General features: G+C 57.1%; 10 protein-coding genes and 1 pseudogene. 5 read left to right on the top strand and 6 right to left on the bottom strand.

From position 1 onward, the window contains the following. Positions 1-142: 142 nt before the first annotated feature. The 3 genes and pseudogenes from ACSOSI_RS25105 to ACSOSI_RS25115 form a co-directional block, all read left to right on the top strand. Positions 143-874, top strand: a complete 732-nt coding sequence (locus ACSOSI_RS25105; RefSeq protein WP_476706322.1) for a redoxin family protein — start codon at positions 143-145, stop codon at positions 872-874. Positions 875-980: 106 nt separating this feature from the next. Beyond that, positions 981-1,142, top strand: a complete 162-nt coding sequence (locus ACSOSI_RS25110; protein ID WP_261278484.1) for a hypothetical protein — start codon at positions 981-983, stop codon at positions 1,140-1,142. Next, a pseudogene (locus ACSOSI_RS25115) lies at positions 1,117-1,404 on the top strand (dihydrolipoyl dehydrogenase); the annotation flags it as partial. The gene ACSOSI_RS25110 and the pseudogene ACSOSI_RS25115, both read left to right, overlap by 26 nt. A 64-nt stretch (positions 1,405-1,468) precedes the next feature. Here the strand turns inward: ACSOSI_RS25115 and argH are convergent. The 4 genes from argH to argC all read right to left on the bottom strand — a co-directional run bounded on the left by argH (position 1,469) and on the right by argC (position 5,972). Then, a complete protein-coding gene (gene argH / locus ACSOSI_RS25120) occupies positions 1,469-2,842 on the bottom strand; it encodes an argininosuccinate lyase (RefSeq protein WP_012147452.1) in 1,374 nt (457 codons plus the stop codon). Positions 2,843-2,918: 76 nt separating this feature from the next. Next, a complete protein-coding gene (locus tag ACSOSI_RS25125) occupies positions 2,919-4,139 on the bottom strand; it encodes an argininosuccinate synthase (RefSeq protein WP_012147453.1) in 1,221 nt (406 codons plus the stop codon). 25 nt (positions 4,140-4,164) lie between these two features. Beyond that, entirely contained in the window at positions 4,165-4,938 is a 774-nt protein-coding gene (gene argB, locus ACSOSI_RS25130; protein ID WP_012147454.1) for an acetylglutamate kinase, read from the bottom strand. A gap of 29 nt (positions 4,939-4,967) precedes the next feature. Then, positions 4,968-5,972, bottom strand: coding sequence for an N-acetyl-gamma-glutamyl-phosphate reductase (gene argC / locus ACSOSI_RS25135; protein ID WP_012147455.1), 1,005 nt, complete (start codon positions 5,970-5,972; stop codon positions 4,968-4,970). A gap of 216 nt (positions 5,973-6,188) precedes the next feature. Here argC and argE point away from each other — a divergent pair, with 216 nt between their 5' ends. Together argE and ppc are read left to right on the top strand one after the other, a co-directional pair. After that, complete coding sequence (gene argE, locus ACSOSI_RS25140) at positions 6,189-7,334, top strand: acetylornithine deacetylase (protein WP_165366704.1); 1,146 nt, start codon at positions 6,189-6,191, stop codon at positions 7,332-7,334. Positions 7,335-7,592: 258 nt separating this feature from the next. After that, positions 7,593-10,229 (top strand): phosphoenolpyruvate carboxylase, encoded by a 2,637-nt coding sequence (gene ppc, locus ACSOSI_RS25145; protein WP_012147457.1) that lies wholly within the window; start codon positions 7,593-7,595, stop codon positions 10,227-10,229. A gap of 107 nt (positions 10,230-10,336) precedes the next feature. Here the strand turns inward: ppc and metF are convergent, their stop codons facing one another. Continuing rightward, entirely contained in the window at positions 10,337-11,230 is an 894-nt protein-coding gene (metF, locus tag ACSOSI_RS25150; RefSeq protein WP_112363572.1) for a methylenetetrahydrofolate reductase, read from the bottom strand. Positions 11,231-11,457: 227 nt separating this feature from the next. Beyond that, complete coding sequence (locus tag ACSOSI_RS25155) at positions 11,458-13,893, bottom strand: bifunctional aspartate kinase/homoserine dehydrogenase II (protein ID WP_012147459.1); 2,436 nt, start codon at positions 13,891-13,893, stop codon at positions 11,458-11,460. Position 13,894: the final 1 nt, after the last annotated feature.

A 13,894-nucleotide genomic window follows, 5' to 3' on the forward strand; every position in this document is an offset into this window, starting at 1 on the left:
CCAGACCACGATAGCTCATGGCGATAGATAAGATAGCAATGAGCGATTAGAACTATCAAGCCCCGAGGTCGATAATGTGTCCCAACAAAGCGGCACTACGCTGTCAGCTAGAAATTATTTCTCCTAATTAAAGGGTTAATTGATGTTTACCAGTCAAGAAGGCAAAAAAATTCCTCAGGTCACCTTCCACACCCGCCAGGGTGATCAATGGATAGATGTGACTACCAACGACCTGTTTAAAGATAAAACCGTCATCGTATTTTCACTGCCGGGCGCGTTCACCCCAACCTGTTCTTCCAGCCACCTGCCACGCTACAACGAGCTGTCCAGCGTATTCAAACAGCACGGCGTTGACAGCATTCTGTGCGTCTCGGTGAACGACACTTTCGTGATGAACGCCTGGAAAGCCGATCAACATGCTGCAAACATCACCTTCGTGCCGGACGGCAACGGTGAATTCACCAAAGGCATGAACATGCTGGTCGAAAAAGCCGATCTGGGCTTTGGCCCACGCTCATGGCGTTATTCGATGCTGGTACGTAACGGCGTAGTGGAAAAAATGTTTGTCGAGCCCAACAAGCCGGGCGACCCGTTTGAAGTGTCTGACGCCGACACCATGCTGAAATACCTGGCACCGGAATTCAAAGTGCAAGAGTCGGTTTCCCTGTTTACCAAGCCGGGCTGCCCGTTCTGTACCAAAGCCAAACAAATGCTGCAGGAACGTGGCATCCAGTATGAAGAGATTGTACTGGGTCAGGACGCAACGACCGTCAGCCTGCGCGCCGTCAGCGGCCGTGCCACGGTACCGCAGGTGTTCATCGGTGGCCGTCATATTGGCGGTAGCGATGACCTGGAAAACTTCCTGTCAGCCTGATTGATAAGTAATAACATTTATAAGTAATAACAAAGCCAACGTGAACTTTTGGCGGGCTTCGGCCCGCCCTTTTTTTAGCTTTCAGGAGCGGGTATGAAACAGTTGAATGTTGACGTCGCCGTTATCGGTGGAGCTGAATCGCCTCGGGGTCGAGACCAAGGTGTTTGGCGTTGGCGGCGCCATCGGCCCGTTGACTGACAGCACGGTACGCAACTACGCCGGAGATCAGGCGCGCATTGCCGGGACGTTCACGCGTGATACTACGTAACAAAGGTATCCTGCACGTCTACGGCGAACAGGGCACCGGACGTTTCCTCGGTGCCGAGATGATGGGGCCGGACGTCGAGCACATCGCCCATCTGCTGGCCTGGGCGCATCAGCAGCAAATGACCATCAATCAGATGCTGGATATGCCGTTTTATCATCCGGTGATCGAAGAAGGTCTGCGCACCGCGCTGCGCGATCTGCAGGCCAAACTTAAACTGGGTGAGGCCGAGGCCGAACGCTGCCAGCGCTGCCCGGGCGAGTAATCTTTCTAAAAACAAAGGGCGCAGTTCTGCCTATGAACTGTGCCCTTGATACTGAGTAACCTAATTAAGCCAAGCGTTGTTTCGCTGCGGCGATCGCGCTGGCGACCTGCTGAGGAGAAACGCCTCCTTTGGCCGAGCGCTTATCCAGGCAAGACTGCAGTGCCAGGATCGGGTACACATCGTCACCAATCACTGCGCTGAATTTCTGCAAATCAGTCAACGGCAGGGCTTCCAGCGCCTTGCCCTGACGAATGGCCTCCACTACCGCTTCACCGACGATATGGTGCGCCTCACGGAACGGCACGCCTTTGGCGACCAGATAGTCCGCCAGTTCGGTCGAGTTGGCGTAACCCTGTTCCGCCGCTTCTTTACAGCGCGGACGTTTCACCTGGATACCATCCAGCACCAGCGCAGCCATCTGCAGGCAATCCATCCAGGTATCAAGCGCGTCGAACAGCCCTTCCTTGTCTTCCTGCATGTCTTTGTTATATGCCAACGGCAGGCCTTTCAACGTCATCATCATACCGGTCAATGCACCTTGCACGCGGCCACATTTGCCACGGATCAGCTCCAGTGCATCCGGGTTTTTCTTTTGCGGCATCAGCGATGAGCCGGAGGTCACACGGTCAGACAGATCGACAAATGCAGCTTCGCCACTGTTGAAGAAAATCAGGTCTTCGGCAAAGCGCGACAGGTGCACCATGCTGATAGAAGCATTGGATAACAACTCCAGCACGTGGTCGCGGTCGGAAACGCTGTCCAGACTATTACGGGTGGCCGAAGCAAAGCCCAGCCAACCGGCCAGTTGTTCACGGTCGATCGGATAGGCGGTGCCGGCCAGCGCACCGCTGCCCAATGGGCTGACGTCCAGGCGCTTCAGCGTGTCCTGCAAACGGCTTTCGTCACGCGCCAGCATTTCCACATAGGCCAAACACCAATGGGCAAAGGTCACCGGCTGCGCGCGTTGCAGGTGGGTATAACCCGGCATTACCGCGTCTTGATTGGCTTCGGCAGTTTCCACCAGCGCCTGTTGCAGCTGCACGATGGCCTGATGCAGTTCGCCGATCTGCTGTTTGCACCACAATTTCAGATCGGTCGCGACCTGATCGTTACGGCTACGGCCGGTGTGCAGTTTTTTGCCCAGATCGCCGACTTGGTCGATCAGCTTCTGCTCCACCCAACTGTGAATATCTTCTGCATCGCTGCTGACAATCGCCTGTGGATCGGCCTGCACTTCTGCCAACAGCCCGTTCAACGCCTGCTCAAGCTGCTGCTGCTCGGCTGCCGTCAATACGTTGACGGTGACCAGCGCTTTCGACCAGGCCACCGAACCCACAATGTCCTGTTCCGCCAGGCGATAATCGAAGCGCAGAGAATCGTTTAATTGTTTGAACCGCTGATCTGCCGCCTGACTGAACCGTCCGCCCCAAAGTGCCATACCTTACTCCTGATTTTATGCGAATAGGGGCGCAGCACGCTGCGCCCCTATCAAGTCACGCCGAATAATTAATAATTTACTTGTTCTTGATCTCGTTCAGCGCGCGAATGCGTGAAGAGAGTGAGAACAGACGGATAAAACCGCCCGCGTGGCTGTGATCGTAAACTTCGTCTTCACCGAAGGTCGCGAACTCTTCGGAGTACAGGCTGTTGGCGGATTTCTTCTGAATCGCCGTCACCTGGCCTTTATACAGCTGCAACACCACTTCACCGTTAACTTCTTCGGCCAGCGCTTCGGCGGAGGCCTGCAGCGAACGACGCAGTGGAGCAAACCAACGGCCATCGTACACCACGTAAGACATTTCCAGGCCCAGTTGCTCACGCCATTTGAAACTGTCGCGATCCAGCACCAGCTGTTCAACGCCACGCAGTGCCGCCACCATAATGGTGCCGCCCGGGGTTTCGTAGCAGCCGCGGGATTTGATGCCTACCAGACGGTTTTCTACGATATCGATACGGCCCACGCCATGCTTGGCACCCAGCACGTTCAGGGTTTCCAGACATTTGTACGGGCTAAGAGCTTCACCGTTAACCGCCACTACGCAGCCTTTCTCTACGGTGATGGTCACTTGCTCAGGCTGATCCGGCGCTTCCTGCGGATCGACAGTCCAGACCCAGCAGTCTTTGTTCGGTGCGTTCCACGGGCTTTCCAGCACGCCGCCTTCGGTAGAGATATGCCAAGCATTCTCGTCACGGCTGTAGATTTTTTCCAGCGACGCGGTGGTCGGGATGTTGCGCTCTTTCAGGTAGTCCAGCAGCGCTTCACGGGAACGCAGGTTCCACTCACGCCAAGGGGCAACCACTTTCAAATGTGGGGCCAGTGCGGTATAGGTGGTTTCGAAACGCACCTGGTCGTTGCCTTTACCGGTTGCGCCGTGGCACACCGCGTCAGCACCGACTTTCAGCGCCAGTTCAACCTGCGCTTTAGCGATAATCGGGCGCGCCATGGAGGTGCCCAGCAGGTAGCTGCCTTCATACAGGGCGCCGGTCTGCAGTACCGGGTAAACGTAATCACGGATGAATTCTTCACGCAGATCAACCACGTGGCACTCAGAGGCACCGGATTGCAGGGCTTTTTGCTCCACACCTTCCAGATCGCTGCGCTCCTGGCCGATATCCGCCACGAAGGCTACCACTTCGCAGCCGCCGTAGTTTTCTTTCAGCCAGGGAATGATGGCCGAAGTATCCAGACCGCCAGAGTACGCCAGAACGATTTTTTTGATGCCTTGGTTTTGCATGGTCTTTTCCTTTTTAATTCTATATTTAAGCGAGGATCCGGGTGCCAATTGACACGCCGTTAAACAGTGCAGGAAGCTGATCGGCATGGCGCCAACTGGCGATATCTACCGGGCGACCGAGGGTGCGGGCCGCATCGAGCGCCGCATTCACCTTCACCACCATACCATCAGTGATGATGCCCTGGGCAATCAGTTGTTCCGCTTTTTGCGCCGTCATTTCTGCGATGCGTTGCCCTTTTCCATCGAGGATGCCACTGACATCCGACAGCAGGATCAAATCCGCACCCAGGGTGGCGGCCAGAGCCGTCGCCGCCTGATCGGCGTTCACATTCATTAACTGCCCATCGGCGGTAATACCGATGGAACTGATCACCGGCAGGTAACCGGCGCCCAGCAGGGTATTGAGCAACAGCGGGGAGCCCGGTTGCGCATTGCCCACGTGGCCCAGCGCCGGATCCAGCGGGGTGACGGTGACGCTGCCACCGTCCGCCAGGCTCAGGCCGACCGCGTTAATCTGGTGCTTGATGGCCCACGCCAGCAAGGTTTTATTGGCGGTGCCGGCCAGCGCGCCGGTAATAATGTCAATCTGATCGGCCGGGGTCACACGCAGGCCATTCTTCTTCACCACCGGCAGGGAAAGCTTTTTCATCAGTTCATCGACCAGGCAACCGCCGCCGTGAACGATCACCAACGGGCGCTGATGCTGCTGACGGTAGCTGTCCAGTGCGGTAAACAGACGCTCCAGCGCCTCTTCACTGTCTAATAACACGCCACCTAACTTGATAATTAACGGGTTCATCGCTGTATACATCCCACGCTGGTGATTTATTAAAGTAATGACTGGGTTTCAGGGAACCCAAAACGGATATTCAGGCATTGCACCGCCTGAGCGGCTGCGCCTTTCAACAGGTTGTCTTCCGCCGCCACGGCAATCAGGTGTTCGCCCTGCACGGCAAAGCCGATGTCGCAGAACGGCAGCCCGACGACTGACTTCAATGCCGGTACGCCCTGGTCGTACAGCCGCACCAGCGGTTTGTCGTCATAGGCGGCGTGATAAACGGCAGCCACATCCTGCGCGGTCACACCGGCTTTCAGGCGACAGGTAATGGTTTCGAGAATACCACGCGGGAAGTTACCCAAATGTGGTGTGAAGATGACCGGCACGCCCAAATGCGCGACGATTTCTGGATGGTGACGGTGGTTGAAAATACCGTACGGCTGCAGGCTCACCTCACAGAAACTGGTGGTCACGCTGGCCTTGCGGCCTGCACCGCTGACGCCGCTGGTCGCGTTGATCACCGGCCACTGATCAAGGTTCAGCAACTCCTGGTCGATCAACGGTTTCAGCGCCAACTGCGCCGCCGTCGGATAACAGCCCGGTACGGCGATCAGCTGAGCCTGTTTGATTTTGTCGCTCTGCCATTCCGCCAGGCCATACACCGCCTGCTCCAGCAAGTCGGCATGCTGATGTTCAAAACCGTAATATTGGCTGTAGAAGGCGGTATCTTTCACGCGGAATGCGCCGGACAGGTCAAACACCACGCAACCTGCGGCCAGGAATGCCGGCGCGATATCGTGGCTGACCTCGTGTGCCGTCGCCAGGAACACTACGTCGATACCAGCAGCGGCGGCGGCTACGTCAACCAGCGGCTGCAAGGGGAGATCGACGATGCCTTTTAACTGGGGGTGCAAATCGGAAAGCAATTTTCCTGCATCTGCACTTTGCGCTGAAACCGCTAAAGCGGTTATGTTCATGTGTGGGTGACGATTAAGGTACGCCGTGAGCTCTGCTCCGGCATAACCGCTGGCACCGACAATCAGCGTATTCAACATGGGGCCTTTCACCTTCTAGACTTGCGTTTGGTCGTATTCGACTCAGGTTTCCAGGCTCACCAGCGTTGTTTTGCCGTTCACCCACGAGGTCGAGCGTTGATGTTTTTATAATCATCCGGGAATCGGGTTCCCTTACGCTCCAGCTTATTGTATTTTTATTCACAATAAATGCATGAATATTGATACCAACCTAACCAAAGGCTGTCAACAGTGAAGATGAAATTACCTCCATTTATTGAGCTGTACCGGGCGTTGATCGCCACTCCGTCGATCAGCGCCACCGATGGCGCCCTCGATCAGAGTAATGAAGCGTTAATCAACTTGCTGGCCGGCTGGTTTGCCGATTTGGGCTTCCGCGTCGACGTGCAGCCGGTGCCGGACAGCCGCAACAAATTCAACCTGCTGGCCAGCATTGGCGAAGGCAGCGGTGGCCTGCTGCTGGCGGGTCACACCGACACCGTGCCTTATGATGAAGGCCGCTGGACGCGCGACCCTTTCACCCTGACCGAACACGACAATAAGCTGTACGGTCTGGGCACCGCCGATATGAAAGGCTTCTTTGCCTTTATTCTGGATGCGGTACGCGACATCGACGCCAGCCAACTGACCAAGCCTTTATACATTCTGGCCACCGCAGATGAAGAAACGACGATGGCCGGCGCACGTTATTTTGCCGCCTCGACCAGCATCCGTCCGGACTTCGCCATTATCGGTGAGCCAACCTCGCTGCAGCCGGTGCGTGCGCACAAGGGCCACATAGCCAACGCCATTCGCATCGTCGGCCAATCCGGCCACTCAAGCGACCCGGCGCGCGGCGTGAACGCCATCGACCTGATGCATGAAACCATCGGCCGCCTGATGGAACTGCGCAAAACGCTGCAAGAGCGCTTTAACAACCCGGCCTTTGCCGTGCCCTACCCGACCATGAACTTCGGTCATATCAACGGGGGCGATGCGGCCAACCGTATCTGCGCCTGCTGCGAGCTGCATCTGGATATCCGCCCGTTACCGGGCATGACGCTCGACAACATCAACGAACTGATGCAGCAAACGCTGGAGCCAGTCAGCCAGCGCTGGCCGGGCCGCCTGAGCATTGAGGAGTTGCATGCCTCGGTTCCGGGTTATGAGTGCCCGACCGATCACCATATGGTGGCGGTGATTGAGAAACTGCTGGGCACCCGCACGCAGGTGGTCAACTATTGCACTGAGGCCCCCTTCGTTCAGCAGGTCTGCCCGACGCTGGTGTTGGGCCCTGGCTCTATCGACCAGGCGCATCAACCGGACGAATACATAGATACCGGCTTTATCGAACCGACGCGCAAGCTGCTGGGTCAGTTGGTCAGCCACTTCTGCCGCCAATAAACCTGACACAGGGTAGGGTTAATGATTTATCATCTCCCTACCCACTAATAAGTAGCAAACCAAGGAAATAAGCCAGACTGATAACCGGCGCAGCGTAATTAAATTTCAGAAAATGCGCCGATTTTGATGTTTTTTTGCTAAAAATAGTGTCAATTGACCATTGGACAGGAACGTGGCGAGATGAAACAGGCGCTGTTCGCCTGACACGTGAAATTTACTTACAAGATAAAAATCATACAGAACTGGGTCAGGGGTTATATGAACGAACAATATTCGGCAATGCGAAGTAATGTCAGTATGCTCGGCAAATTGCTCGGCGATACCATCAAAGAAGCGCTGGGCGAGCATATTCTCGATCGCGTTGAAACTATCCGTAAGCTTTCCAAATCTTCACGTGCAGGTAACGAAGCGCATCGCCAGGAGCTGCTTTCTACCTTGCAAAACCTGTCCAACGACGAATTGCTGCCGGTCGCACGCGCCTTCAGCCAGTTTCTTAATCTGACCAACGTCGCCGAGCAGTACCACAGCATTTCACCCAATGGTGAAGCCGCCAGCAACCCGGAAGCGCTGGCGCAGTTGTTCACCCGGCTAAAAGACAAAAAGCTCAGCACCAAAGAGCTGCAAAATGCGGTATCCCAGCTGTCCATCGAACTGGTGCTGACCGCGCACCCGACGGAAATCACTCGCCGCACCCTGATCCACAAGCTGGTTGAGGTCAACACCTGCCTCAGCCAACTCGACCATAACGATCTGGCCGACTACGAGCGCAACAAGATCATGCGCCGTCTGCGCCAATTGGTGGCCCAATCCTGGCATACCGACGAGATCCGCAAACATCGTCCCTCCCCGATCGACGAAGCCAAGTGGGGCTTTGCGGTGGTGGAAAACAGCCTGTGGGAAGGGGTGCCTGCCTTCCTGCGCGAATTCAACGAACAGTTGGAAAACTCCATCGATTACAGCCTGCCGGCGGAAGCGGTGCCGGTACGTTTCACCTCCTGGATGGGCGGTGACCGCGACGGCAATCCGAATGTGACGGCTGAAATTACCCGCCATGTACTGCTGCTCAGCCGTTGGAAGGCCTGCGACCTGTTCACCCGCGATATTCAGGTGCTGGTGTCCGAGCTGTCGATGACCGAATGTACCCCGGAACTGCGTGCACGGGCCGGTGGCGATGAAGTGCAAGAGCCGTACCGCGAAATCATGAAGCAACTGCGCAGCCAGTTGATGAGCTCTCAGGCTTATCTGGAAGGTCGCCTGAAGGGTGAGCGCGTATTGAAACCGCACGACCTGCTGGTGAATAACGAACAGCTGTGGGAACCGCTGTTCGCCTGTTACCAGTCGCTGCAGGCCTGTGGCATGAGCATCATCGCCAATGGCCAGTTGCTCGATACCCTGCGTCGCGTGCGCTGCTTTGGCGTGCCGCTGGTGCGGATCGACGTGCGTCAGGAAAGTACCCGCCACACCGAAGCCATCGCCGAATTGACCCGCTATCTGGGGCTGGGCGACTACGAAAGCTGGTCGGAAGCCGACAAACAGGCGTTCCTGATCCGCGAACTGAACTCCAAACGCCCGCTGGTGCCGCTAAAATGGGAGCCGAGTGCCGACACCCAGGAAGTGCTGGAAACCTGTCGGGTGATCGCCGAAGCGCCACAGGGTTCGATTGCCGCCTACGTGATTTCCATGGCACGTACGCCTTCTGACGTGCTGGCGGTTCACCTGTTGCTAAAAGAAGCCGGTTGCCCGTTCGCACTGCCGGTGGCCCCGCTGTTCGAAACCCTCGACGACCTGAACAACGCCGACGACGTGATGACCCAGTTGCTGAATATTGACTGGTACCGCGGCTTTATCCAGGGCAAACAGATGGTGATGATTGGCTATTCCGACTCGGCAAAAGATGCCGGAGTGATGGCCGCCTCCTGGGCGCAGTACCGCGCGCAAGACGCACTGATCAAAACCTGTGAGAAAGCCGGCGTGGCGCTGACATTGTTCCACGGTCGCGGCGGCTCGATTGGCCGTGGTGGCGCCCCGGCGCATGCGGCACTGCTGTCGCAACCACCGGGCAGCCTGAAAGGCGGCCTGCGCGTCACCGAACAGGGTGAGATGATCCGCTTCAAATTTGGCCTGCCGGAAGTCACCATCAGCAGCCTGGCGCTGTACACCGGTGCGATCCTGGAAGCCAACCTGTTGCCGCCGCCTGAGCCGAAAAAAGAGTGGCGTGCGCTGATGGATGACCTGTCAGACACCTCATGCAAAATGTATCGTGGTTACGTGCGTGAAAATCCGGAATTCGTGCCGTACTTCCGCGCCGCGACGCCGGAACTGGAGCTGGGCAAGTTGCCGTTGGGTTCACGCCCGGCCAAACGCAAGCCAAACGGCGGCGTTGAAAGCCTGCGCGCCATTCCATGGATCTTCGCCTGGACGCAGAACCGCCTGATGCTGCCGGCCTGGCTGGGTGCCGGTGCCGGTTTGCAAGAGGCGGTGAAGGCCGGTAAGCAGGATCAACTGGAAGCCATGTGCCGCGACTGGCCGTTCTTCTCCACCCGCATCGCGATGCTGGAAATGGTGTTCGCCAAGGCCGACCTGTGGCTGGCGGAATACTACGATCAGCGTCTGGTCGACAAATCGCTGTGGCCACTGGGCCAGCAATTGCGCGACCAGTTGGCAAGCGACATCAAGGTAGTGTTGACCATCGCCAATGACGCGCACCTGATGGAAGACTTGCCGTGGATCGCCGAATCCATTGCGCTGCGTAACGTGTATACCGATCCACTCAACGTACTGCAGGCGGAACTGTTGCACCGTTCACGTCAACAGGAACAACCGGATGCCCGCGTTGAGCAGGCGCTGATGGTGACCATTGCCGGCGTCGCCGCCGGGATGCGCAACACCGGCTAGGTAGAGCGTTGTAAAAAATGGCTCCTGTTCACAGGGGCCGTTTTTTTTATCCAACAAAAAGGGCGCTGTCTTTACCCAGCGCCCTTCTCAATGACAAATAGAGTAGATTATGCCGCCGCCGGGCGCACGCCCAACGTATGGCAAATGGCGTAACTCATCTCGGCGCGGTTCAGCGTATAGAAGTGGAAGTCTTTCACCCCTTCGCGGCTGAGAATTTTCACCATATCCATCGCGATATTGGCACCGACCATTTTGCGGGTTTCGGCATCGTCGTCCAGCCCTTCAAACATGCTGGTCATCCAGCTCGGCACACGCACGTTAGTCATGGTGGCAAAACGCTGCAACTGCTTGAAGTTGGACACCGGCAGAATGCCCGGCACGATTTCCACGTCAATACCGGTCGCCACGCAGCGGTCACGAAAACGCAGGTAACTTTCCACATCAAAGAAGAACTGGGTAATCGCGCGGTTGGCACCGGCATCGATTTTACGCTTCAGGTTAATCAGATCCGCCTGCGGACTTTTGGCTTCCGGGTGCACTTCAGGGTAGGCCGCCACCGAGATATCAAAATCGCCGACGTCTTTGAGCAAGGCCACCAAATCGGTAGCGTACATTTCGGGCTTACCGCTGCCCGGTGGCAGGTCGCCACGCAGCGCCACGATATGACGGATGCCGCTGTTCCAGTAGTCGGTAGCAATCTCACGCAGCTGAGCCGGGCTGGCGTCGATGCAGGTCAGGTGCGGTGCTGCCTCCAGACCGGTACGCTCCTTAATCCCTTTGATAATGCTGTGGGTGCGATCGCGCTCGCCGGAGTTGGCACCATAGGTCACAGAGACAAATTTAGGTTTCAGGCTGCTCAGACGATCGATGGACTGCCACAGGGTGTCTTCCATCTCGCTGGTGCGCGGCGGGAAGAACTCGAATGATACGTTAATCTGGCCGTTTAACTCTGCCAGACTCTGATTCAGCGCTTCCCGCTGGTTTGCGTGAAAAAAACTCATACCCTGTCCGCCTCTTATCGATCGCTGTTTTGCTTTATCTTATTAAGCGTCTATACGTTTAGACGTCTAGATAGAAAATGCCGTATGTTGACTAAAGAGTCAACAGGAAACTGAGGGGAATAAGATGATTAATCCTCACCCGTTAAGAGAAAGAATTTCACGTTCAGAATAAGAATAATTATGGCAGGAAAAACGAAGGGCGCGGCGGATGCGCGCCCACAAGAAAATTAAAGCAGTTGTGCCAAACGGTTAAGGTCTGACTGGATCGCACCGGCAGTGACGTCACGCCCGGCACCCGGCCCGCGGATCACCAGTGGGTTGTCGCGGTACCAGCGGCTTTCGATAGCGAACACGTTATCGCACGGCAGCAACGATGCCAGCGGATGTTCAGGCCGAACCGCTTCCACGCCGACACGCGCCTTACCATTGGCATCGAAACGCGCCACGTGGCGCAGTACCAGCCCCATTTCACTGGCGGCCTCAAAACGTTGCAGCATCTGCTGGTTCAACGCATCGCCGTTTTCGAAGAACTGATCGACGGAGCCCTGTTCGGCCCCCGCAGGCACCAGCGATTCGACTCGTACCTGATTCGGCTCAATATCGTAGCCCGCTTCACGCGCCAGGATCACCAGCTTGCGCATCACGTCCTGGCCGGAGAGATCGACCCGCGGATCCGGTTCGGTCAGCCCCTGCTGCCAGGCCTGATCCACCAACTCGGTGAACGGCACCGTGCCGTCGAACTGCAGGAACAGCCAGGAAAGCGTACCGGAGAAGATACCGCTGATCGCCAGAATGCTGTCGCCGCTGTCACGCAGATCTCGCACCGTATGGTTAACCGGCAGGCCGGCACCGACGGTAGCGTTATACAGCCAGTGGCGGCCGGTTTTGGCGAAAGCATCACGGATTTGGCGATAATTATCGCTGCAAGATGCGCCCGCCAGTTTATTGGCGCTGATCACATGGAAGCCATAGCTGGCGAAATCCAGATATTGTTCGGCCAGCTCCTCACTGGCGGTCACGTCAAGCACCACCAGATCGTCGAACGGATGCGCACGCATCCACAGGAACAGTGACTCTTCGTCCAGCTCCTGTGCTTCGTCCTCAAAGAACGCCAGGGCGCGGCTGGCATCCAGCCCATCGTAATTGAGCAGGCTGCGGCGGCTGTCCACCACGCCCGCTAGGCTGAACTCAAAGCCGCTGCGTGCGGAAATATTTTTCTGCTCGCGGGCAAACAGCTCCAGCCAGCGTGCGCCGATGTTGCCTTTACCGAACAGTACCAGGCCAATGCTTTTTTCGGCGCGGAACAGGGTCTGATGCAGGCCCTGGATCAGCAACGCGGTCGGCCCCTGACGCAGTACCGCCACCAGGCTGATGCCGTCTTCGGCCTGCCAGATAAATTCTACCGGCTGGTCTTTCAACTGTTGATAGAAACGGTGGCTGTGCAGCGGATTCTTGCAAACGCCCGCGCCCACCAGCGCCACCAGCGCCAGGCCTTCACGCAGCCGCAGCTCACCCGGTAATGCCGCTTCCTGCAAGGTACGCAGCACGCTATTGACCACTTCCGAGGTGTAGCACAGTTGAACCAGATTACGGTCAGGGTGAATGCCGATCGCCAGCGGTTTGATTTGCGCGCGCTTGAGTACCAAATCCAGCTCTTTCTGCGCCAGTGTGAAGTCATGCTGGCTGGCAACGTTCAGCTCAATCAAACACACGTCGTCATGGCTGGTGACAATCTTCGCGCCGGTGCCGGAGGCCAGCACGCGTTCGATACGCGTTGAGCCTTGTTCCGGCTGATAGCTACAGCGCAGTTGCAGATCGATATCACTGCCGGACACCGGCTGCAGGGTACGGGTATGCAGCACCGGTGCTGCCAGGCGAGCCAGTTCACTGGCTTCATCCAACCGCAACAGTGGCAGCAGGCAGGCATCTTTTACCTTGCGCGGATCGGCGCTGTACACCCCGGCCACATCGCTCCAAATGGTCACGCGCTCCGCACCGGCCAACGCGCCGACCTGGGTTGCGGAATAGTCACTGCCGTTACGCCCCAACAACACGGTTTCACCGGCGTCGTTGCGTGAAATAAAGCCGGTCACCACCAGGCGTTTGCCCGGGTGCTGAGCCAGCAACTGTTGCAGCAATGGATAAGAGCGGCCTTCGTCAACCTGGGGTTGAGCGGCACGCTCCGCGCGCAGGAAGTCACGCGCATCCAGCCAGGCGGCCTGCATATCCAGCTTGTTCAGTACCGCCGCCATCAGCCGCGCCGACCAAATCTCACCGTGCCCAACGACCTCGGCGTATACGGCGTCGTCGAGCTTTTCGTCCAGCAACACCGCCAGACGCTCCAGATCCTGAATAAACTCGGCGATCAACGGCTCGGCAGTTTCCGGTGGGAGCAGACCGCCAATCAATTCGCTATGATAGCGACGCAGCGTCTGCTGAACCTGATGTGCAGAAAGACGATCGCTTTGACTGAGCTTCAGCCAGCTAATCAGTTGGTTGGTGGTGCTGCCGGCAGCCGACACCACCATCATGTCACCCGGTTGGCTGTATTCGGCCATGATCCCGGCCACCCGCAGATAACACTTCACGTCTGCCAGGCTGCTGCCGCCAAACTTGTGTAGTTGACGCCCGCTCACCGGCCCTGCTACCGCAATTGCATTCATG

The organism is Serratia sp. AR11 (assembly GCF_056376275.1).

Coding starts and splice junctions, on each gene's coding strand:
- argC (WP_012147455.1), bottom strand. CDS start 5,972: ATGTTGAATACGCTGATTGTCGGTGCCAGCGGTTATGCCGGAGCAGAG.
- ppc (WP_012147457.1), top strand. CDS start 7,593: ATGAACGAACAATATTCGGCAATGCGAAGTAATGTCAGTATGCTCGGC.
- argH (WP_012147452.1), bottom strand. CDS start 2,842: ATGGCACTTTGGGGCGGACGGTTCAGTCAGGCGGCAGATCAGCGGTTC.
- ACSOSI_RS25125 (WP_012147453.1), bottom strand. CDS start 4,139: ATGCAAAACCAAGGCATCAAAAAAATCGTTCTGGCGTACTCTGGCGGT.
- argE (WP_165366704.1), top strand. CDS start 6,189: ATGAAATTACCTCCATTTATTGAGCTGTACCGGGCGTTGATCGCCACT.
- ACSOSI_RS25155 (WP_012147459.1), bottom strand. CDS start 13,893: ATGAATGCAATTGCGGTAGCAGGGCCGGTGAGCGGGCGTCAACTACAC.
- ACSOSI_RS25110 (WP_261278484.1), top strand. CDS start 981: ATGTTGACGTCGCCGTTATCGGTGGAGCTGAATCGCCTCGGGGTCGAG.
- metF (WP_112363572.1), bottom strand. CDS start 11,230: ATGAGTTTTTTTCACGCAAACCAGCGGGAAGCGCTGAATCAGAGTCTG.
- ACSOSI_RS25105 (WP_476706322.1), top strand. CDS start 143: ATGTTTACCAGTCAAGAAGGCAAAAAAATTCCTCAGGTCACCTTCCAC.
- argB (WP_012147454.1), bottom strand. CDS start 4,938: ATGAACCCGTTAATTATCAAGTTAGGTGGCGTGTTATTAGACAGTGAA.